The 19,791-nt window shown below is 60.0% G+C and carries 18 protein-coding genes; 7 read left to right on the plus strand and 11 right to left on the minus strand.

The features are described from left to right. The first annotated feature begins 193 nt into the window (after window positions 1–193). Complete coding sequence (locus KBY02_RS23665; RefSeq protein ID WP_003402281.1) at window positions 194–1,030, plus strand: 23S rRNA (adenine(2030)-N(6))-methyltransferase RlmJ; 837 nt, start codon at window positions 194–196, stop codon at window positions 1,028–1,030. A 259-nt stretch (window positions 1,031–1,289) separates the two neighbouring features. Here the strand turns inward: KBY02_RS23665 and msrA are convergent, their stop codons facing one another. The 6 genes from msrA to KBY02_RS23695 form a co-directional block, all read right to left on the minus strand. Then, window positions 1,290–1,937 carry a peptide-methionine (S)-S-oxide reductase MsrA gene (gene msrA / locus KBY02_RS23670; RefSeq protein WP_011269219.1) on the minus strand — a complete coding sequence of 216 codons (648 nt, stop codon included), beginning with the start codon at window positions 1,935–1,937 and terminating at the stop codon, window positions 1,290–1,292. A 147-nt stretch (window positions 1,938–2,084) separates the two neighbouring features. Next, window positions 2,085–4,778 carry a GGDEF and EAL domain-containing protein gene (locus KBY02_RS23675; RefSeq protein ID WP_003402271.1) on the minus strand — a complete coding sequence of 898 codons (2,694 nt, stop codon included), beginning with the start codon at window positions 4,776–4,778 and terminating at the stop codon, window positions 2,085–2,087. Between the two features lie 250 nt (window positions 4,779–5,028). Continuing rightward, window positions 5,029–6,441 carry a multidrug transporter subunit MdtD gene (gene mdtD / locus KBY02_RS23680; protein WP_024641820.1) on the minus strand — a complete coding sequence of 471 codons (1,413 nt, stop codon included), beginning with the start codon at window positions 6,439–6,441 and terminating at the stop codon, window positions 5,029–5,031. Window positions 6,442–6,450: 9 nt separating this feature from the next. Further along, window positions 6,451–7,776, minus strand: coding sequence for a TldD/PmbA family protein (locus KBY02_RS23685; RefSeq protein WP_225650796.1), 1,326 nt, complete (start codon window positions 7,774–7,776; stop codon window positions 6,451–6,453). Then, the gene (locus KBY02_RS23690; protein ID WP_060405816.1) at window positions 7,776–9,218 is read right to left on the minus strand and encodes a TldD/PmbA family protein; all 1,443 of its coding nucleotides are present in this window, start codon (window positions 9,216–9,218) and stop codon (window positions 7,776–7,778) included. Before KBY02_RS23690 ends, KBY02_RS23685 begins: the two co-directional genes overlap by 1 nt. A 123-nt stretch (window positions 9,219–9,341) precedes the next feature. After that, entirely contained in the window at window positions 9,342–10,382 is a 1,041-nt protein-coding gene (locus KBY02_RS23695) for a low specificity L-threonine aldolase (RefSeq protein ID WP_003316332.1), read from the minus strand. A gap of 99 nt (window positions 10,383–10,481) precedes the next feature. Here KBY02_RS23695 and KBY02_RS23700 point away from each other — a divergent pair, with 99 nt between their 5' ends. Beyond that, complete coding sequence (locus KBY02_RS23700; protein ID WP_024639830.1) at window positions 10,482–11,228, plus strand: TraX family protein; 747 nt, start codon at window positions 10,482–10,484, stop codon at window positions 11,226–11,228. Between the two features lie 490 nt (window positions 11,229–11,718). Here the strand turns inward: KBY02_RS23700 and KBY02_RS23705 are convergent, their stop codons facing one another. After that, window positions 11,719–12,915, minus strand: a complete 1,197-nt coding sequence (locus KBY02_RS23705; protein WP_003393654.1) for a class I SAM-dependent rRNA methyltransferase — start codon at window positions 12,913–12,915, stop codon at window positions 11,719–11,721. Window positions 12,916–13,000: 85 nt separating this feature from the next. Beyond that, entirely contained in the window at window positions 13,001–13,540 is a 540-nt protein-coding gene (locus KBY02_RS23710) for a type 1 glutamine amidotransferase domain-containing protein (protein ID WP_003372548.1), read from the minus strand. A 238-nt stretch (window positions 13,541–13,778) separates the two neighbouring features. On the opposite strand from KBY02_RS23710, the gene KBY02_RS23715 reads away from it, so the two are divergent. The 3 genes from KBY02_RS23715 to KBY02_RS23725 all read left to right on the plus strand — a co-directional run bounded on the left by KBY02_RS23715 (window position 13,779) and on the right by KBY02_RS23725 (window position 15,885). Beyond that, on the plus strand, window positions 13,779–14,591 hold the full coding sequence (locus tag KBY02_RS23715; protein ID WP_172452203.1) for an HDOD domain-containing protein: 813 nt from the start codon (window positions 13,779–13,781) through the stop codon (window positions 14,589–14,591). Between the two features lie 45 nt (window positions 14,592–14,636). Beyond that, on the plus strand, window positions 14,637–15,449 hold the full coding sequence (mutM, locus tag KBY02_RS23720; RefSeq protein ID WP_003372546.1) for a bifunctional DNA-formamidopyrimidine glycosylase/DNA-(apurinic or apyrimidinic site) lyase: 813 nt from the start codon (window positions 14,637–14,639) through the stop codon (window positions 15,447–15,449). A gap of 97 nt (window positions 15,450–15,546) precedes the next feature. Next, window positions 15,547–15,885: a hypothetical protein gene (locus KBY02_RS23725; RefSeq protein WP_003411945.1), complete on the plus strand. Its 339-nt coding sequence runs from the start codon at window positions 15,547–15,549 to the stop codon at window positions 15,883–15,885. A gap of 9 nt (window positions 15,886–15,894) precedes the next feature. On the opposite strand, the gene KBY02_RS23730 is transcribed toward KBY02_RS23725, so the two are convergent. Both KBY02_RS23730 and coaD read right to left on the minus strand, forming a co-directional pair. Further along, complete coding sequence (locus tag KBY02_RS23730) at window positions 15,895–16,146, minus strand: YfhL family 4Fe-4S dicluster ferredoxin (RefSeq protein ID WP_003316325.1); 252 nt, start codon at window positions 16,144–16,146, stop codon at window positions 15,895–15,897. 98 nt (window positions 16,147–16,244) lie between these two features. Further along, window positions 16,245–16,724 (minus strand): pantetheine-phosphate adenylyltransferase, encoded by a 480-nt coding sequence (coaD, locus tag KBY02_RS23735; RefSeq protein ID WP_003348749.1) that lies wholly within the window; start codon window positions 16,722–16,724, stop codon window positions 16,245–16,247. A gap of 368 nt (window positions 16,725–17,092) precedes the next feature. Between coaD and KBY02_RS23740 the strand changes: the two genes are divergently transcribed. Then, complete coding sequence (locus KBY02_RS23740; protein ID WP_024642012.1) at window positions 17,093–17,755, plus strand: TetR/AcrR family transcriptional regulator; 663 nt, start codon at window positions 17,093–17,095, stop codon at window positions 17,753–17,755. 54 nt (window positions 17,756–17,809) lie between these two features. Then, a complete protein-coding gene (locus KBY02_RS23745) occupies window positions 17,810–18,664 on the plus strand; it encodes a sulfurtransferase (protein WP_096135476.1) in 855 nt (284 codons plus the stop codon). 4 nt (window positions 18,665–18,668) lie between these two features. On the opposite strand, the gene KBY02_RS23750 is transcribed toward KBY02_RS23745, so the two are convergent. Beyond that, the gene (locus KBY02_RS23750; RefSeq protein WP_225650797.1) at window positions 18,669–19,706 is read right to left on the minus strand and encodes a hydrolase; all 1,038 of its coding nucleotides are present in this window, start codon (window positions 19,704–19,706) and stop codon (window positions 18,669–18,671) included. Between the last annotated feature and the right edge of the window lie 85 nt (window positions 19,707–19,791).

Consider the following 19,791-nt stretch of genomic DNA (forward strand, 5'->3'; position numbering starts at 1 on the left):
AACGAGGGCTACTAATCCTCACCGCTGAATATGCAGCGACGGGCGCAGAGTAGAGATCGAAACAGGCAGGCACAAGGGGCCGGGAGTTTCTCGGAAATTTCCTTCAAGCGAAAGAGACGAGTCCCGCAAATTCGTTACAAATTCTTGTTCATTGCTCAGGTTTGCTAAACTGCGCAGCTTGCCAGGAGCTGCCATGAATTACCGTCACGCCTACCATGCCGGCAACCACGCCGACGTCTTCAAACACCTGACCCTGACTCGCCTGATCGCCCTCATGGCGCGCAAGGAGCAGCCGTTCGCCTATCTCGACACCCACGCCGGGCTCGGCCTGTACGACCTCAAAGGCGATCAGGCCACGCGCACCGGAGAATGGCTGGAAGGTATCGGCCGTCTGTGGAACGCCACCGACCTGCCTGCGCTGGCGTCCGACTATCTGCAAGTGCTGCACGACATGAACCCGGATGGCGAGCTGCGCTACTACCCCGGTTCGCCGGAACTGGCTCGCCGCCTGACCCGTGAGCGCGAGCGTGTGCTGCTCAACGAGAAGCATCCCGAAGACGGGCGTCTGCTCAAGGAGAACATGAAGGGCGACCGCCGCGTGGCGGTGCATCTCGGGGAAGGCTGGCATGTCCCGCGCGCCTTGCTGCCCGTGGCCGAAAAGCGCGCCGTGATGCTCATCGACCCGCCATTCGAGCAGCTCGATGAAATGAAGCGTTGCGCGGTCGCGCTCCAGGAAGCCATCGGCCGCATGCGTCAGACAGTGGCGGCGATCTGGTATCCGATCAAGGATACCCGCCTGCTGCGCCGCTTCTATCAGGACCTGGCAGAAACCGGCGCGCCCAAGCTGCTGCGCGTCGAACTGTTCGTCCACCCGCTGGACACCCCGGCCAGCCTCAACGGTTCAGGCCTGGCCATCGCCAACCCGCCATGGGGCCTGGAAGAAGAACTGCGCGAATTGATGCCGTACCTCGCCCAGAAACTGGGCCAGACCCAGGGCGGCTGGAAGATGGACTGGTTGATTGCCGAGTAGGCGTGTTCATAGCCAGGCCGAGTTGCGCTGCCTAGCGGACGCAGAGCGTCCAGAACTGCATTCCCACGCAGAGCTCAGCGTTATACATAAGCCCGCTTTCGATTCTGACCGTAGGTCGTAGGAGCGAACTTGTTCGCGAAAGGGCCAGTATATTCGGCGAAAATGCGTCACCTGAACTACTATCTTCGCGAACAAGTTCGCTCCTACGCCCTGCGGGCAGAAGCCTGAAAAACGCTGTTTTCGGGCCGCTAGGCGCGAATCAAGCCGGCATGCACACGCCCGTGCCGCCCAGCCCGCAGTAGCCCTGTGGGTTCTTGGCCAGGTATTGCTGGTGGTAGGCCTCGGCAAAGTAAACCGTCGGTGCCTGCTCGATTTCGGTGGTGATGGTGCCCTTGCCGGCTTTGTTCAATTGCGCCTGGAACGTTTCGGCACTGGCTTTGGCAGCGTCGAGCTGTTCGGGCGTCGTGCAGTAGATCACCGAGCGATACTGAGTGCCGATGTCGTTGCCCTGGCGCATGCCCTGAGTCGGGTTGTGCACTTCCCAGAACACCTTGAGCAGTTCTTCGTAGCTGATTTTTGCTGGCTCGTAGACTACCAGCACCACCTCGGTGTGGCCGGTCAGCCCGGAGCAGACTTCTTCGTAGGTCGGGTTCGGGGTAAATCCGCCTGCGTAGCCGGCGACAGTGCTCACCACACCTTCCTGTTGCCACAGACGGCGTTCTGCGCCCCAGAAGCAACCCATGCCGAAGATGGCGAATTCGACATTGCTCGAAAACGGCCCCAGCAGCGGATTGCCGTTGACGAAATGAAATTCCGGAAGCGCCATAGGTGTTTCACGACCCGGCAATGCTTGTTCGGCGGTAGGCAGTACATTTTTGTTCACTAGAATTTCCGAGCGCAAAGTCATGAACCATATCCTCTCGTTTAGAGACAGGCAGCAGGGGCCAGGACGGATGAATGCAATTACATAGGTCCCGTTACACGCAGAAACAAATGCTGCCGTGTAATAACAGACTGACAGTGTGCCCGAGAGAGCGGGGTGCTGGGAAGGTTGTCAGGCGGATGGGCGACGAGGGTAGCGCTTCAGTTTCTCGATCAGCTCTTGGCCTGGGATAGGCCTGTCGAACAGATAGCCCTGGCCGACATCGCAGCGATGGCGTCGCAGGAAAGCCAGCTGAGCCGCAGTTTCAATGCCTTCGGCGACCACTTTTAGCTTGAGGTTGTGAGCCATGGCGATGACCGCGGAGGTGATTTCCATGTCGTCTTCATCATCCGGAATATCGCGGATGAAGCTGCGATCGATCTTGATCACATCGATGGGAAATTTCTTCAGGTAACTGAACGACGAGTAACCGGTGCCGAAGTCGTCCATGGCCAGCGACAGGCCGAGTTTTTTCAACGAGTCGAGTTGTTGGCGGGTATCTTCTGTCGCTTCCAGTAGCAGGCCTTCGGTCAGCTCCAGTTCCAGCAACGAGGGGTCAAGCTCTTCCTCTTTGAGGATGGCGGCAATCGATGACACCAGTTCCGGGTCGGAAAACTGCTTGGGCGATACATTGATGGCCACTTGCAGGTTGCCGAACCCGGCGGCGGTCAGGTCCTTGCTCATGCGACAGGACTGACGCGCGACCCATTTACCGATGGGGATGATCAGGCCGGTCTCTTCGGCCACGCTGATGAACTGGTCCGGTCGGATCATGCCTTTTTCAGGATGATTCCAGCGCAACAGCGCCTCCATGCCCAGCAGGCGACCGGTCAGCAGGCACAGCTTGGGCTGATAGAACACCTCCAGCTCGTTCTGGGTCAGGGCGCGGCGCAGGTTGTTTTCCACGAACAGCTTGTAGCTGGCCTCGGCATTCAATGCTTCGGTAAACACCTGAACCTGATGTTTGCCATTGGCTTTGGCCTTGTGCAGGGCCAGACCGGCGTTTTTCATCAGGGTCTGCGGGTCACGACCGTGCAGTGGCGCGCAGGCGAGGCCCACCGAGCCGGTGACGCTGATCAGCTGATTGTCGACGAACATCGGCTTGTCCAGCGTGGCCAGCACCTGGGTGGCGGTGGCGTGCCCGGCTTCCTGATCGGTGTTGTCGATCAGCACGGCAAATTCGTTACTGGCAAAGCGCGCCAGTATGTCGGACGGGCTCAAGGTATTGCGCAGGCGCCGCGCCAGGCTGATCAGCAGTTTGTCACCAGTCTGGTGGCCAAGGCTGTCGTTGATGCGCTTGAAGTTATCGATGTCGACCAGCAACAGGCTCATCGGCGTATCGGTGTCGCGGGCAAAGCGTTCGTCCAGATTGCGGATAAAGGCCGGACGGTTGCCCAGGTTGGTCAGGTTGTCGGTGTACGCCAGGCGCTCGATGCGCTGCTGGGCCAGCTTGCTCTGGGTGATGTCTTCGTAGATGCCGATATAGTGCGTCAACTCGCGGTTGTCGCCGTACACCTTGGAAATCGACAGCTGGCCCCAATAGGGTTCGAGGTTCTTGCGCCGGCTTTTGAACTCGCCCTGCCAGCTGTTGCTGTTGGTCAGGCTGGAGTTGGCTTCCAGCAGCAACTGGTTGAGGTTTTCCAGCGCGGGCAATTCCGACAGCTTGTGCCCGGAGACTTCCTCCGAGCTGTACTGGGTGATCGCCGTGAAACTCGGGTTTACGTATTCGACCACACCGTTGCAGTTGACCAGCAGAAAGGCGTTGGCGCTTTGTTCGACCGCGCGCTGGAACAGGTGCAGTGCGTTGGTCGCAGCCCGACGGTTATGGTTGTTGATGACCTGGGCAAACTGGTCCGCCAGCTCGCCGGCGAAGGCGATCTCGTCGGACTGCCATTCGCGCGTCGAGCCGGACTCTTCCAGGCACAGCACGCCGATCACCTGCCCATCGATACGAATACTGGCATCGAGCACCGCCCTGGTTTCTCCAGGATTCAGGCTTTTGGCCATTTCGCAGGTGCGCGGGTCAGTCTGGATATTGCTGGCGTCGATCGCCCTGCTGGTATTCAGCGCTTGCAGATAGGTAGGGTAGGGGCTGATATCCACCGGCGTGCGTGACTGATAGTCGCCGGTTTCACGGCTGTAGTCGGTGATCGGCTCCAGGCGCTTGTCGTTGAGGTTCCAGATGCTGACATGATCGACATCGTAGATATCACAGGCGCTTTTGGTGATCAGCTCTGCCGCTTCGAGCAGGGTATTGGCCGTGGTGTAGCGATGTCGGGTCAGGCGCAGGATCAGATCCTGCTGGGCGCGCACGCGCTCCAGATGGGCAAACTGATCGCGCTGGGCGCGCTGGTTGAGTTCCAGGGCAATCTGCAATCGCAGGTTGCGGGTTTCCAGATCGGAGTCCGTGACCGGTTCGCCAGTCGTGACAAGGCCTTCGACGATCAGAAAATAACCACGTAACAGATGGCGGTTGTGCTGTTTGTAGGCTTCGCCGATTTCCAGCAGGCCAAGCGGGCCTTTGGGGCTGTGAAGGGTGTAACGAATCAGGTAATTCGGGGAAGAGGCCAGTTGCAGCTGGATGTCATCGTGCAGTTGATAACGAGCTTCCGGCTCCATGAGGCTGGCATAAGGGGATCCAATCAAGGCGCAAAGGTCAACGGCTGCCAGTCCGAACTGCCTTTCGCAATTTGGATCGAGAAACAATAGCGCCCAATTGGCTTCATTCAGCCGCTCGAAACGCAGCATGCCCAGGCGCGAGGGCACTGGCAATTGCGTCACTACCTCGGCTGCGGATCTACCGGCAGCATCGGTTTGGCTTTTCATGAACAAACTCGCTTCCGGAATACTAGTCGCGACAGGGGTAAACCCCACTTTCGCGTATGGCAAGGTTGCATCATGCGGCCCGTGCTTACAAGAGACCACAGTGGCTTAGTGCTATAAAAGTGTCGGCCGGTTGTCCAGGTTCTTCAGTGTATCTGGTCGGATACTCAAATTCGTTGATTTTTCGGGCGAAACCCCCGTTTTCCAGGGGAATTCGCTTTGCAGATGTGCTCCAGTCACGAGCCGTTGTCAATCAGGCTTTGGCCATCCTGGGCTCCTTCGCGGGCAATTGCAGGAAAATACCTGCTGCAAACATGGCCAGCACCCCGACACTCAGGAAGGTCATCTGGAACGCCCCCAGCATGCTGCTGACCTCGCCGGTGGCTACTTCTTCGCTGAAACCACCCAGCAAGGCTGCTGCGCTTGCCACGCCAAGACTCAGGGACAGCTGCGCCACCACCGAGAGCAGGCTGTTGCCACTCGCTGCACTGGCATCGTCCAGATCGATCAGGGTGACCGTATTCATCGCCGTGAACTGCAAGGAGTTGACCGCGCCGAGCAGCCCCAGATGCACCAGCAACACCCAATATGGGGTTTGCACATCGACCAGCGCCAGGCTGGCCAGCAGGATGCCCAGCAGCAGTGTGTTGCCGGTCAGAATCATGCGATAGCCCAGCCGCTCGATCAGCCAGCGGGCGACAGTCTTGGCGAACATGCCAGCGGCGGCCAGCGGCAACATGCTCATACCCGCCTGAGACGGCGAATACCCCAGGGCCACTTGCAGCAGCAATGGCACCAGGAAGGGCAGCGCGCCGCTGCCCAGGCGGGCGAACAGGTTGCCCATGATGCCGACCGCAAACGTTCGGGTACGGAACAATGAAGGGGCAAACAACGGCGATTCGATGTGCCCGGCACGCAGCCAATACGCTGCCAGACAGCCCATTCCGGCAAACAGCAGCAGTACCACGCGCATGTGTGGCAGGTGCAGCTCGCCCAGGCCCTCCAGGGCAATGGTGATCAGTATCATCGCCGCGCCAAACAGGATGAAGCCGACGCCGTCAAACCGGGTTCGACCGCCTCCCGGAAGATCAGGGATGAAGTGTTTGACGGCATAGCAACCGAGGATGCCGACCGGAATGTTGATCAGGAAAATCCAGTGCCAGCTCAGGTACTCCACCATCCAGCCGCCAAGCGTCGGGCCCAGCAATGGGCCCAAAAGGCCCGGCACGGTGATAAAACCCATGATTCGCACCAGCTCCGAGCGCGGATAGGCGCGCAATACGATCAGGCGCCCGATGGGCAGCATCAGCGCGCCCCCCAGCCCCTGAATCACCCGGGCGGCCACCAGCACGTTCAGTGACCAGGACAGCGCGCACAGCAATGATCCGAAGCTGAACAGCAGGATGGCGCTGAAGAAGATGCGCTTGATCCCGAACCGGTCGGCGATCCAGCCCGAAGCCGGGATCAGCAGCGCAATGGTCAGCATGTAGGCGATGACCACCGACTGCATGCGCAACGGGTCTTCTGCCAGTGAGCGGGCCATGGACGGCAAGGCGGTGTTGAGAATCGTGCCGTCCAGGCTTTGCATGAAGAATGCGATGGCGATGACCCAGGGCATCCAGCGCAGGGTCTTTTCGTCCATGATCGGCGCTGCTGAGTTCTGCATAGGCTCCTGCTATAGCGTGAGGGTGAGTCGGCTGATCAATGCGCCAGGCAACTGTATTGAACCGGTCTGGCGCTGACTGTAGGTACTCGATTGGAGAATCAGTTCCCTCTCTTTGGTCAGGTCCTCCAGTGCGCTGCCCAGCAGGCTGTAGGCGCTGTCATCGAAACGCATGGTGCTCACCGGCGCGACGATCTTGCCCTCTTCGACCCAGAACGTTGCGAAACGTGTCATTCCGGTGAGGCGCGCAGCGGCGCGGTCGGAGAAGTTCAGATACCAGAGGTTACTGATGTAAAGCCCGGTGCCGAGCCTGGCGAGGATCTGATCCAGCTCCAGTGAACCGCCGGCAATGCTCAACGCGCTTGGACCTTCGCCATAATCCGCGCCGTTGGCAGGCAGGTCGTATTCGGCAGCGCTGCTCGAATCCACCAGTCGGTCGCGGGCTTGCCCGTCGACGATCAGTTTCAGGTCCTTGCGCGGGTACCCTTCGCGTGAAAACGCCGGCGAGAGTGAACCGCTGACTTTTTCGTCGAAGTTGACCAACGGGCTGAAAGGCGTCTCGCCGTCATACAGCCTTTGCAACGGGCTGCGTTTACTGGCCAGTGACTGCGCGGAAAATCCGCCCCAGGTGAGCATGCCGATGACTTCGTCCAGAGCCGCTGGCGCCAGGTACGCGCGGTATTGTCCGGGCTTGAGCGCATGCAGCGGGCGGCCGAGAAATTCCAGCTGTTCGCGGGCCTGCTGAAAACGCTGCACGAAGGCTTCGTCGCTCCAGTGGTGACCGGCGTAGTTGGCTTTCACGGCCTGGCCGTTTTCGTGAAACAGGCTCCAGTCGAAATTGAAGCTGTTGGCCTGATGCCAGCCCAGCGCCCCCCAGGAACTGGCGAAGCCGCGGTAAAGCGGGCCTGCGGCATAAAAGCCTACCAGGTCCAGATCGCCTGCCAGTTCGCTGATCTGCTCGACAACCCGGGCGCTGTCCGGCAGCGGCAAGTCTTGAACGTTGCTGCTTTGCCAGGCAGTCGTGTTCGGCAACAGATAGGGATCCCTGGCCAGCGACGGCAGTGTTTCGCGCAATTTTTGCAGGGCGTCGACAAGGCGCTGCTGGTCGGTCTCGGCGTCGCCGGACAAGGTCAGTTCCAGATTGGCATGCCGGCCGTCATCGATCAGTTTGAACGTGGCGATGACCTGCTGGACGCTCCCGGCCTGTCGAACTTGGCCGTGGTTGAACCGGATGAAGTCAGACGCCTCGGCGTCGTAGGCCAGAGTGAAGTGTTCCGTCGGGCTGATGGCAGCCTTGAGCACGGCGACCAGCGCCTCGAACTGCTGTTGGTGCGACATCAGGCATCTCCTCCAAACACATCGACATTGGCAAACACACACGCCGGAGAGGCATGACCTACGCGGATCACCTGGTTGGGTTCGCCCTTGCCGCAGTTCGGCGTGCCCAGCACTTTGAACGTGCTGGCATCACCTACGGCGCTGAGGTTTTTCCAGAATTGCGCGGAGATCGCCCGGTAATTAGGATTTTTCACCACGCCCTTGAGCTCGCCGTTCTCGATCAGCTGGCCCCATTCGCAGCCGAACTGGAATTTGTTGCGTGCGTCATCAATGGACCAGGAGCGATTGCTCGACATCAGAATGCCGTGCTCGATGTTGCCGATCAGACTGTCCAGCGACTGGTCACCCGGTTCGATGTTCAGGTTGGCCATGCGATCGATGGGTGCACGGTTCCAGCTGGAGGCGCGGCTGTTGGCGACGCCTGCCAGACCGCTGCGGTATTGCGACAGGGCACCACCGAGCGGGCGCTGCAGCAGGCCGTCACGAATCAGGAACTGCTTGCTGGCTGACGTGCCGTCGTCATCGTGCGCGTAGCTGGCCAGTTGCTCGGGAATCTCCGGGTCGAAGGTTACGTTGAGCAGGCTGGAACCGTATTGCAGGGTGCCGAAGTCAGTCGTTTTGACGAAACTGGTGCCTGCGTAATTGCGCTCGTCACCGAGAATCCGGTCCAGCTCCAGGGGGTGGCCGATGGACTCGTGAATCTGCAGGACCATCTGATCGGGCATCAGCAGCAGGTCGCGTGGGCCTGATGGTGTGTTGGGGGCGAGGATCAGCTGCAAGGCCTCGTCGGCAACAGTGGCGGCAGACCCGATCAGGCCGCAACTGCTCAGCACTTCGATGCCACCTTGCTGGCCGAAGTTATGCCCGCCCAGGGTGCGCGTCTGGCTGTCGCGACCGTCGTAGGCCGTCACGCTCATGCCGGGAAACACGAAGCGCTGTGCCTGACGCAATTCTGCGCCCGCGCTGTTGAGGTAGATTTGCTCGACGGTTTCCAGGTCCAGTATGGCCTGCCAGTTGACCAGGCGTTCGTCTGCCGGGACCGCGCTGGATTCGGCCATCAACAGGCCGATGCAGTCGCTCAGCGGCGGGAAGGCTCGATCCATGTTTGGCGACAGGTAGTCAGCCTTGGCGCTCGAGACAGCTTGATCGCTCAGGTCCAGCAGCGCATGCGGTGCCAGACGGCGGGCCAGCGTTTCGGCCTGCTGCAAGGCCGCCTGCAAACCCTTCAGGGAGATGTCGTTGGTGGCGGCGTAGGCTTCAACGCCGTTCAGACGCACGGTCAGCATGGCACCCTCGTCGCTGATCAGTGACGGCGGCTCGGCCACATTCTTGCGCACGCACAGGCGCTGGCCGGTGCGGTGCACGTAACGTACGGAAAAGAATTGCGCTTCACTCTGCAGGGCAGCGAAATGCTGCTTGAGCCGGGCGGAGAAATCGAACATGCAGACAAGCTCCTTCTTGAGGGCGGTCGGTAAAGTCCGGACGGCCTTGTGGGCCGTTTGCCGTCAAGAAGGAGATTAACCCGTCGCTCGTCAGGCTGCACCTGCAAGCTTGATTTAGACGCTTCAGCCCTGCATCACCAGCCTGATATCGGCGGCCAGTTCACGCACGCGCTCTTCTTCGGTGTCCCACGAGCACATGAAACGGGCGCCGCCGTTGCCGATGAAGGTGTAGAAGCGCCAGCCGCGGGCGGTCAATGCAGCAATGGCCGGCTCCGACAGCTGCAGGAACACGCCATTGGCCTGCACCGGGAACATCAGCTCCACGCCAGGAATGTCCTTGACCAGTTCGGCGAGTAGTTGCGCACAGCGGTTGGCGTGACGGGCGTGTTTGAGCCAGGCGTCGTTTTCCAGCAGGCCGACCCACGGTGCAGACAGGAAGCGCATCTTCGACGCCAGTTGCCCGGCCTGCTTGCAGCGATAGTCGAAGTCTTCAGCCAGATCATGGTCGAAAAACAGAATCGCTTCGCCCACCGCCATACCGTTTTTGGTGCCGCCGAAGCACAACACGTCAACGCCGGACTTCCAGGTCAGTTCAGCCGGGGAAGCCTCCAGAAAGGCGCAGGCATTGGAGAAGCGGGCACCGTCCATGTGCAGGTGCAGGCCCAGTTCCTTGCAGGTCGCGCTGATTGCCTTGAGTTCTTCCGGCTGATAGACGCCGCCCACCTCGGTGGCCTGGGTGAGGGTCACGACGCGCGGCTTGGGGTAGTGAATGTCCTGACGCTTGAGCGCCACTTCACGAATCGATTCCGGGGTCAGTTTGCCGCCCGCGCTGCGTGCCGTCAGCAGTTTGGAACCGTTGGAGAAAAACTCCGGCGCACCGCATTCATCGGTTTCGACGTGAGCCGTTTCCGAACAGATGACACTGTGGTAACTCTGGCACAGCGAGGACAGCGCCAGCGAGTTGGCCGCCGTGCCGTTGAAGGCAAAAAATACTTCGCAGTCGGTTTCGAACAGTCGGCGGAAATCATCCGAAGCGCGGGCAGTCCATTGATCGTCACCATAAGCGCGTTGATGGCCCTTGTTCGCCTGCTCCATGGCTGCCCAGGCTTCAGGGCAGATACCGGAATAGTTGTCGCTGGCGAACTGTTGGCTTTGGTCTGTCATGGCCGATTCCTTATGGGCGATTATGGTGCGCACTGTAGCGACAATATAAGGTTCGGTCATGTGTTGGCTGCATGACGCAATTCCCCGTTCAGGAGCACTATGGATCTTTCCAACCCGCCTTTTCTGCCCGGACGCAACAAGGCGCTGGACCTGCTCAAGTGGCTGGCGATGTTGAGTATGGTGCTTGACCACCTTCGCTATGTGGGCTGGTCAGTCGATTTTCTTTACGTGCCGGGGCGTTTTGCCTTTCCCTGGTTCTGCCTGGCCATCGCCGTGAATCTTTCCCGGCGCAGCGCAGCGATTGTGGCCCCACGGGTGCAATGGCGTTATCTGGGCTGGCTGCTGGCATTTGCCGGGCTGGCGGAGATTCCGTATCGGCTGTTCATGGCTGACGCGACGGTGCTGAATGTGATGCCGACCCTGCTGCTGGGGCTGGTGATTGCTCAGGGCTGGCAGCAGCGCAATCCGACGACGCGAGTGATGGCCCTTGTCGCACTGCTGCTGACGGCGATCTTCCAGAAATACCTGATGTTTGGCTTTGCCGGCGTGCTGCTGCCGCTGGTCTTTGTGCTGGTGCTGGAAAAGCGGCTCTGGTATGCGGTGTTCCCGGCGGTCTTTTGTCTGGCGGGTAATGCGTGGTCGCAGATGTTTGCCGGTGCGAGCTGGGGCGATCCGATTTCCATCGGTTCGATAGTCGCCTGCGTGTTGGCGCCTGTGCTGGGCATCGCGCTGCTGCGGGCGAAGCCCGGGTTCGCAGTGATTCCCATGCGGCGCTGGGCCTACGCGATCTACCCGCTGCACTTTCTGCTGTTGCTGGGGTTGCGGATGGTGTTGGGCAGGGGTTGATCGGGAGTGTGCAGTGCGTCCTCACACACTTCTCGTTCCTCACGCTCCGCGTGGGAATGCAGTTCGTGACGCTCTGCGTCACACAGGGGTTCTGCGATGTCAGGTGGATGGGGGGGGGGCGGCTCAGGTCACCTTTTCGCCTCTCGGCGACTCACTTTGAGGGACCAAAGTGAGCAAAGTCCTCGCTCCGGTTTCCGGCCCGACTTCGTCGGGTTCCTTCGCCCTGTCACTGATCCGGGGGTCGCCGCAACGGGCCCTCCATGGCCCGGTGCGGCTAGCCTGGCTCCTGCCAGGCTACCCCCGGATCAGCGCCAGGACTCAGCCGTCACTAACGTCGCACTCTGCGTCGTCAGCGCCACCGTGGGAGAAAAGCACTTTTGCGGCAGTGGCTGCGGTCTTGACTATCGTGCCAACGCAGAGCATTGGCACGATAGTCATAGTCAGGAACAGCGAGCTCTTGCAGGAGCGAAGAGGTCGGGGCGCTTCGGTATCAGCTGTTGGGCAGCAACCGGCAGGTGATGCTTTTGATGTAGCGCGTTTCGGCGATCGCCGGGTGTACCGGATGGTCCGGGCCCTGGCCGCCGCGTTCCAGCAGCTGGATGTTACGGTCCAGATGGCGGGCGCTGGTCAGGAGGATGTTTTGCAGGTCGTCTTCCGGCAGGTGCATCGAGCACGACGCGCTGACCAGAATGCCGTCCTTGCTGAGCAGGCGCATGGCTTGCTCGTTCAGGCGGCGGTAGGCGCCTTCACCGTTTTTCATGTCTTTCTTGCGTTTGATGAACGCAGGCGGATCAGCGACGATCACGTCGAAACGCTCTTCAGCGGCTTTCAGTTCCTTGAGCGCTTCGAAGACATCGCCTTCGATGCAGGTCATTTTTTCTGCAAAGCCGTTCAGGGCTGCGTTGCGCTCCACGCCATCGAGGGCGAAGGACGACGCGTCGACGCAGGTGACGTCGCTGGCACCGAACGCCGCTGCCTGAATCCCCCAGCCGCCGATATAGCTGTACAGGTCCAGCACACGCTTGCCTTTGACGTAAGGAGCGATGCGCGCGCGGTTCATGCGGTGGTCATAGAACCAGCCGGTTTTTTGCCCGGCCATGACCGGTGCTTCGAACTTCACACCGTTCTCTTCCAGTGCGACCCATTCCGGTACCAGACCGAAAACAGTCTCGACGTAACGATTCAGGCCTTCCGCATCGCGAGCCGCCGAATCGTTCTTGAACAGGATGCCGCTTGGCTTGATGACCTGAACCAGCGCCGCAATGATGTCTTCCTTGTGGTTTTCCATCGTGGCCGAGGCCAGCTGAACGACCAGAATGTCACCGAAACGATCGACCACCAGACCCGGCAGCAGGTCGGAGTCACCGTAGACCAGGCGGTAGAAGGGCTTGTCGAACAGGCGCTCACGCAGCGACAGCGCAACGTTGAGGCGATGGACGAGCAGAGACTTGTCGAGCGGCAGCTTGATGTCGCGCGACAGCAGGCGTGCGCAGATCAGGTTGTTGGGGCTCATGGCGACGATGCCCAGCGGCTTGCCGCCCGCAGCTTCGAGGATGGCCTGGTCACCGGCTGCAAAACCATGCAGTGGGGTGGCGGCTACATCGATCTCGTTGCTGTAGACCCACAGATGACCGGCGCGCAGGCGGCGGTCGGCGTTGGCTTTGAGGCGCAAGCTAGGCAGGGACATGACGTCGCTCCTGAAAAAAGAGCGGGATTATAGCGCGTCATCCCGGCGCTGGGCCGGGATGACTGCAATTAACTGACGGAATCTGTCAGGCAGACAGTGCTTCGATCAGTTTGCTGTTGAACGCGGGGATGTCGTCGGGTTGACGGCTGCTGATCAGTTTGCCGTCGGTGACGACTTCCTGATCGACCCATTTCGCGCCAGCGTTGACCAGGTCATCTTTCAGCGTCTTGAAGCTGGTCAGGGTTTTACCTTTTACCAGTCCTGCCGAGATCAACAGCCAGCTGCCATGGCAGATAACCGCCACCGGCTTGCCCGCGGCCTCGATGTCTTTGACGATCTTCTGCGCGTCGCTGTCTATGCGGATGGTGTCGGAGTTCTGTACTCCGCCCGGCAGCACCACACCGTGGTAGTCACTGGCATTGGCAGCCTTGAAGGTGCCATCAATCTTGAAGTCATCGGCCGGTTTGTCGTGATTCCAGCCTTTGACCTTGCCCTCTTCAGCGGAAAGGATTTCCACGGTGGCGCCTGCTTGCTCCAGCGCTTCTTTCGGACCGGTCAGTTCAACCTGTTCGAAACCGTCGGTTACAAGAATTGCTATGCGTTTGCCAGTCAATGCTTTAGACATGGGATCCTCCAGTGTCGGGCTTAAAAGTAGCGTCTGGCAGGCCGTTTTGCAGCCGCCGTTCACGCCGTTAACACAGAGTCCGAAGCTTCGTACCAGGCAAAGTTCCGAGAATATCTTCGTCTCGGATGATGGACCGTTTCTCCGCAAGGGGTCAGAATCCAGTCATCACCGTGAGTAAATTCCTATGTCCGAAGAGCTAAGCCCAGAACAGATCCAGCAAGCGTTGCAGGGCATCAGTGTGCCCCCGCAGCCGCAAATCATGGTGGACCTGCAGATGGAGCAATACATGCCCGACCCGGACCTGGGGGCGATTGCGCGATTGATCGCGCAGGATCCCGGGTTGTCCGGGGCGCTGTTGAAGATCGTCAACTCCGCCCATTACGGCCTGTCCAACAAGATTGCCTCCATCGACAAGGCGGTAAACCTGCTGGGCAGTCGGACGGTGATCAACCTGATCAACGCGCAGTCGATCAGGGGCGAGATGACCGATGAAACCATCGTCGCGCTCAACCGCTTCTGGGATACGGCGCAGGATGTCGCCATGACCAGTCTGACCCTGGCCAAGCGCATCGGCTCGCAGACGGCGGACGAGTCCTATGCTCTGGGCCTGTTTCACGACTGCGGCATTCCATTGATGCTCAAGCGTTTCCCCAACTACATGCCAGTGCTGGAAGAGGCCTACGCCAACGCGGGGCCCGATTGCCGCATCGTCGATACTGAAAACAGCGCCTTCGACACCAACCATTCGGTGGTTGGCTATTACACGGCCAAATCCTGGCGTCTGCCTGCGCACATTACCGACGCGATTGCCAACCATCACAACGCATTGGCGATCTTTCAGGACGATACCAGTCGTAATGCCACGCTCAAGAACCTCCTGGCGCCCCTGAAAATGGCCGAGCATATCTGCCAGTCCTATCGGGTATTGGGCAACCAGGACGAGGACCACGAGTGGGAATCCATCGGTGCACTGGTGCTGGACTACGTGGGTTTGTCCGAATATGACTTTGAATACCTGAGGGAAAGCATTCGCGAGCTGGGCGCGCGCTGATCCGGCGCCGCCCCGGCCTGTCCTTTCTGCACGACCGAGTTGTCCATGCCTGAATTACCTGAAGTCGAAACCACCCGTCGTGGCATTGCGCCGCATCTCGAAGGTCAGCGCGTCAGCCGCGTGATCGTGCGCGACAGCCGCTTGCGCTGGCCCATTCCCGAAGACCTGGACGTGCGCCTGTCCGGCCAGCGCATCGTGCAGGTGGACAGGCGCGCCAAGTACCTGCTGATCCAGGCCGAGGTGGGCACCCTGATCAGCCACTTGGGCATGTCCGGGAATCTGCGTCTGGTCGAGGCCGGGCTTCCGGCGCTCAAACATGAGCATGTCGATATCGAACTGGAGTCCGGGCTGGCCTTGCGTTATACCGACCCGCGTCGCTTCGGCGCGATGCTCTGGAGTCTTGATCCGCATAACCACGAACTGTTGATCCGCCTGGGGCCGGAGCCGCTGACCGATCTGTTCGATGGCGAGCGTCTTTACGAGCGTTCGCGTGGCAAGTCGATCGCGGTCAAGCCGTTCGTCATGGACAACGCCGTTGTGGTCGGGGTGGGCAATATCTATGCGACCGAAGCGCTGTTCGCCGCCGGCATCGACCCGCGCCGCGAAGCGGGGAGTGTGTCCCGGGCGCGTTACCTGAAGCTGGCCATCGAGATCAAACGTATTCTGGCCTACGCCATAGAGCGTGGCGGCACCACCCTGCGTGACTTCATCGGCGGTGACGGCAAGCCAGGGTATTTCCAGCAGGAATTGTTTGCGTATGGGCGTGGCGGCCAGCCATGCAAGGTGTGCGGTACGACGCTGCGTGAGGTCAAACTCGGCCAGCGCGCCAGCGTGTATTGCCCGAAATGCCAGCGCTGAAATACGCATGACAGGGGCTCTGGGCCATTTGCTTAACCCACAGCCCTGTTTATAGTGATGGCACCTTAACTATTTGCTACGCCTGAAGGATCAAGCCATGAGCCCGTTTCGTATTCTCGCTGCCACGCTGGCATTGTTCATCGGCCTGCAGGCGCTGCCGGCGGTTGCCGCCGATGTCACCACAGGCAGCGGCGATCCGGTCTACACCATCCAGAACCCGCCGGCGTTTGCCATGATCGGTGACTTGCTGATTGCCCGCCCTTTGCTGATCGCGGCCACCGTCATCGGCACGGGACTGTTCGTGATCGCTGCGCCTTTTGCCGCGGCAGGCGGCAACCTCGGGGCAACGGGCAAGGCGCTGGTGGTGGATCCGGGCAAGGCAGCCTTCGTGCGTTGCCTTGGCTGCACGGGCGACGGTTACGGCAAACAGCAGTAAAGACCGTTATCAGGCCTTGCTGGTGATGATCCGGTATTTGTCCATCAACTGCTCTTTGCTCTCGACGTGATTCTCATCCAGGGGGATGCAGTCGACCGGGCAAACCTGCTGACATTGAGGCTCGTCGTAGTGACCGACGCATTCTGTACACAGGTTCGGGTTGATCACGTAGATCTCCTCACCTTGTGAAATCGCCTCGTTTGGGCACTCGGGTTCGCAGACGTCGCAGTTGATGCAATCGTCAGTGATAATAAGGGACATGAATTGCTCCTGCCGCGGCCGACGCCGGGGCACATTAAAACCAATGCGGCGAATTGTGCCGCATTAGGCTTCGGGATGCACCTTCACATGCAGCGCGTCTAGCGCTTGAAGCGTTCGGTCAGCGCCTGGGCAACTGCAGGGTGAACGAACTTGGTGATATCACCGCCCAACGCGGCGATTTCACGCACTAACGTCGAGGAAATGAACGAGTAGCGCTCCGACGGCGTGAGGAACAGGCTTTCGACGTCCGGTGCCAACTGACGATTCATGTTGGCCAACTGAAACTCGTATTCGAAGTCCGAGACGGCACGAAGTCCGCGCAGAAAGACATTGGCATTCTGTTCCTTGGCAAAATGCGCCAGCAGGGTCGAAAAACCCACCACTTCCACATTGGGCAAGTGCTTGGTGACTTCGCGGGCCAGCTCGACGCGTTGCTCCAGAGGGAACAGCGGGTTTTTCTTCGGGCTGGCGGCAACCGCAATGACCACTTGGTCGAACAGGCGCGAGGCGCGCTCGACCAGATCTCCATGGCCCTTGGTAATCGGGTCGAAGGTGCCTGGGTACAACACTCGGTTCATCGCGTCGTCCTGGTCGGAGTCCGTTGTGGGACTCGGATGGTATCGCAGCCTTCCCGATGGGCCAAGCTGTGCGGCAGGTATCAAACGTCGTATTGCGCCGATTATCGGCCATGTTTCTACTGAAATCCCTGATTTTTGGGCTATTTGGCGCAGTCACAGCGCCTGGTCGGCGTATGAAAAAGTTTGTAAGGATGGCGCTGGTTGATGAGCGAGGTGTCATGCGGAATTTCGGTTCGTCCGGGTGTCGGCCGAGGTCTGTATGCCAGCGTCGACATGACACTCTCACCGCGACGATTCTGCCACCATTGCAGCATCAGCCTGCGCTAAGATTGCCATCATCTGATCAGCATAGAGTGGTCTGGCCCAGCATGGCACCGCGTACCAAAACCCGTGAACGAATCGTGCAAACAAGTCTGGAACTGTTCAATCAGCAGGGTGAGCGTAGTGTGACCACCAATCACATCGCTGCGCATATGGAAATCTCGCCCGGCAATCTCTATTACCACTTCGCCAACAAGCAGGCGATCATCGCCGAACTGTTCTCCGAGTACGAGGTGCTGATCGGCAGTTTCCTGACCTTGCCAGCTGATCGTGCGCCGACCATCGAGGACAAGCGCGATTACTTCCTGGCGATCATCGACGCCATGTGGCGCTACCGTTTTCTGCACCGTGACCTTGAGCACCTGCTGACGTCGGATGAGGAGCTGGCGCGGCGCTATCGGCGTTTCTCATACCGCTGTCTGATGCAGGCGATGACCATCTATCGGGGATTCATCAAGGCAGGCATCCTGAAGATGGATGAGTCGCAGATCGAGTGGACCAGTCTCAACACCTGGATCGTCCTCACGTCGTGGGTGCGTTTTCTGTGCACCAACCGGGAAAACTCCACGCAGATCAACCAGTCGGCTATTCGACGTGGCGTCTATCAGGTACTTATGCTCGAATCTGTTTTTGTCGCGCCTCAGGCTCGCGAAGCGTTCGATACACTGTGCGAAACGTTTCACGCGTCGCTGCCCGAGGTTCTGATGTGAATTCCGGGACCGACGAGCAGCCTGCTTGTTGGTTCCCTGCCACAGGAGTGTGTCATGTCCATTGCGCAACTGATCAACCCTGAGCAACTGGCTGAACGCCAGAAAACTCCAGGCCTGGTGATTCTCGATTGCCGTTACGCGCTCGAAGATTCCGACTACGGTCAACGCAGTTACGCCCAGGGGCATATCGAAGGCGCGTCTTTTGCCGATCTGAAGCGCGACCTCAGCGGGACTGTGATCAAGGGCAAGACCGGACGTCATCCACTGCCCGATCCCGCCGCTTTGCTGCAATGCTTTCAGGCATGGGGCATCAACGCCGACAGCGATGTGGTGCTGTATGACGATGGGCCGGGAATGTATGCCGCACGGGCCTGGTGGTTACTGGCGTGGATGGGCAAGCGTGAAGGCGTCTACCTGCTCGATGGCGGGCTGAAGGCCTGGCACGCGGCGGGGCTGCCGTTGAGCCTTGATGCGCCGAATCGTGAATCCGGTCATTTCAGCGGTGAGCCGGACATGTCCATGGTGCTCAGCGGCAGTCGCTTGCAGGGTCGTCTGGGGCGCCCGGAAATGACCTTGATCGACGCGCGCGCCGAAGCCCGCTTTCGAGGCGATGTAGAACCTCTGGATCCGGTGGCCGGGCATATTCCCGGTGCGCAGTGTGTGGCCTGCACTGACAACCTTGGCGCGGATGGACGCTTTTTGCCACCCGGGCAGCTCAGGCAGCGTTTCGCCGAAAAGCTGCAGGATCGCCCGCCGGAGAGTCTGGTGTCCTATTGCGGTTCAGGTGTCACCGCCTGCCACAACCTGTTCGCCCTGTGTCTGGCTGGCTATCCGCTGGCTACGCTGTATGCGGGGTCGTGGAGCGAGTGGATCACCGATCCTGAGCGTGAAATCGCCACGGGCGCCTGATTCGTTATCCAATCGTGGGCGAGCCTTCGCGCTCCTGAGCGGCGCATAACCACAACGGGATGCGACGTTCGAGGTAGTAACGCGGAGTGCGAAGCGAGCCTTCGACGAAGCCGACATGCCCGCCTTTGGTGTGCAGTTCGAATTCGGTGCAGGACGATAGCTCGCTGGGTTCGGGCAGGCTGTGGGGGAACACGAACGGGTCGTCGCTGGACTGGATGATCAGCGTCGGCGTCTGAATCTGGCCCAGGTAGTAGCGGCTGGACGCCCTGCGGTAATAATCCGTGGCATCGGTAAAGCCGTGCAGTGGTGCAGTCACCCGGCCATCGAAGTCCCAGAAGGTGCGCATGTTCTCCAGTGAACCCAGCGCGGCGAGTTCGGCCAGCCCCTCGCTGATGCCTTCATGCTGGAACCGATGCTGCTTGTCACGGATATAAGCCAGCATTTCGCGCATGAAGTGCCGCTGATAAACCCGCGAGAAGCCTTGGCCGATACGGTTGGCGCATTCGTCCAGACGAAACGGCACGGACACCGCCACGGCCCCCCGCAAATCACTGTTGGCGCCGGATTCACCCAGGTACTTGAGCAACACATTGCCGCCCAGCGAATACCCCACCGCATAAATCGGAGCCAATGGCCGCAGCGAACGCAAATGGGCGATCACCTCGGCCAGATCCTCGCTCGCCCCGGAGTGATAACTGCGCGACAGCAGGTTGGGCTCTCCCGAGCAACCGCGCCAGTTCAACGCCACACTCGGCCAGCCCTGCGCCGCCATGGCTTTTTGCAGACCGGCGACATAGGGCGAGTTGGACGACCCGGTCAGGCCGTGCAGTACCAGCACCAAGGGTTTATCGGGCTCATCCGGACCATGCCAGTCCATGTCCAGAAAGTCCCCGTCCTGCAACCACAACCGCTCGCGCGTGCGCGCCAGCAACGTCGGCTTGCGCAGCAGCGGCCCCCAAAGCGTCTGCAAATGCGGATTGCCCATGCCGACGGCCGGGACGAATGGATTGGCATGGGACACAAAGGTAGGGCGTGTGGGCACGTGCTTGCTCAACGATCAATTCAGGGGTGACTGGCTATACGTTGCCACTAAGCTGTCCGGGATGTAAGGGGGAAGCGCCGGAATG

The organism is Pseudomonas sp. P129 (genome assembly GCF_020312195.1).
GTDB lineage: Bacteria > Pseudomonadota > Gammaproteobacteria > Pseudomonadales > Pseudomonadaceae > Aquipseudomonas > Aquipseudomonas fragariae.

Excerpts from the sequence above, each read along its gene's own strand:
- mutM (WP_003372546.1), top strand. The coding sequence starts at position 14,637 with ATGCCTGAATTACCTGAAGTCGAAACCACCCGTCGTGGCATTGCGCCG.
- KBY02_RS23745 (WP_096135476.1), top strand. The coding sequence starts at position 17,810 with ATGTCCATTGCGCAACTGATCAACCCTGAGCAACTGGCTGAACGCCAG.
- KBY02_RS23705 (WP_003393654.1), bottom strand. The coding sequence starts at position 12,915 with ATGTCCCTGCCTAGCTTGCGCCTCAAAGCCAACGCCGACCGCCGCCTG.
- KBY02_RS23685 (WP_225650796.1), bottom strand. The coding sequence starts at position 7,776 with ATGTCGCACCAACAGCAGTTCGAGGCGCTGGTCGCCGTGCTCAAGGCT.
- KBY02_RS23665 (WP_003402281.1), top strand. The coding sequence starts at position 194 with ATGAATTACCGTCACGCCTACCATGCCGGCAACCACGCCGACGTCTTC.
- msrA (WP_011269219.1), bottom strand. The coding sequence starts at position 1,937 with ATGACTTTGCGCTCGGAAATTCTAGTGAACAAAAATGTACTGCCTACC.
- KBY02_RS23675 (WP_003402271.1), bottom strand. The coding sequence starts at position 4,778 with ATGAAAAGCCAAACCGATGCTGCCGGTAGATCCGCAGCCGAGGTAGTG.
- coaD (WP_003348749.1), bottom strand. The coding sequence starts at position 16,724 with ATGAACCGAGTGTTGTACCCAGGCACCTTCGACCCGATTACCAAGGGC.
- KBY02_RS23740 (WP_024642012.1), top strand. The coding sequence starts at position 17,093 with ATGGCACCGCGTACCAAAACCCGTGAACGAATCGTGCAAACAAGTCTG.
- KBY02_RS23730 (WP_003316325.1), bottom strand. The coding sequence starts at position 16,146 with ATGTCCCTTATTATCACTGACGATTGCATCAACTGCGACGTCTGCGAA.
- KBY02_RS23695 (WP_003316332.1), bottom strand. The coding sequence starts at position 10,382 with ATGACAGACCAAAGCCAACAGTTCGCCAGCGACAACTATTCCGGTATC.
- KBY02_RS23710 (WP_003372548.1), bottom strand. The coding sequence starts at position 13,540 with ATGTCTAAAGCATTGACTGGCAAACGCATAGCAATTCTTGTAACCGAC.
- mdtD (WP_024641820.1), bottom strand. The coding sequence starts at position 6,441 with ATGCAGAACTCAGCAGCGCCGATCATGGACGAAAAGACCCTGCGCTGG.
- KBY02_RS23700 (WP_024639830.1), top strand. The coding sequence starts at position 10,482 with ATGGATCTTTCCAACCCGCCTTTTCTGCCCGGACGCAACAAGGCGCTG.
- KBY02_RS23725 (WP_003411945.1), top strand. The coding sequence starts at position 15,547 with ATGAGCCCGTTTCGTATTCTCGCTGCCACGCTGGCATTGTTCATCGGC.
- KBY02_RS23690 (WP_060405816.1), bottom strand. The coding sequence starts at position 9,218 with ATGTTCGATTTCTCCGCCCGGCTCAAGCAGCATTTCGCTGCCCTGCAG.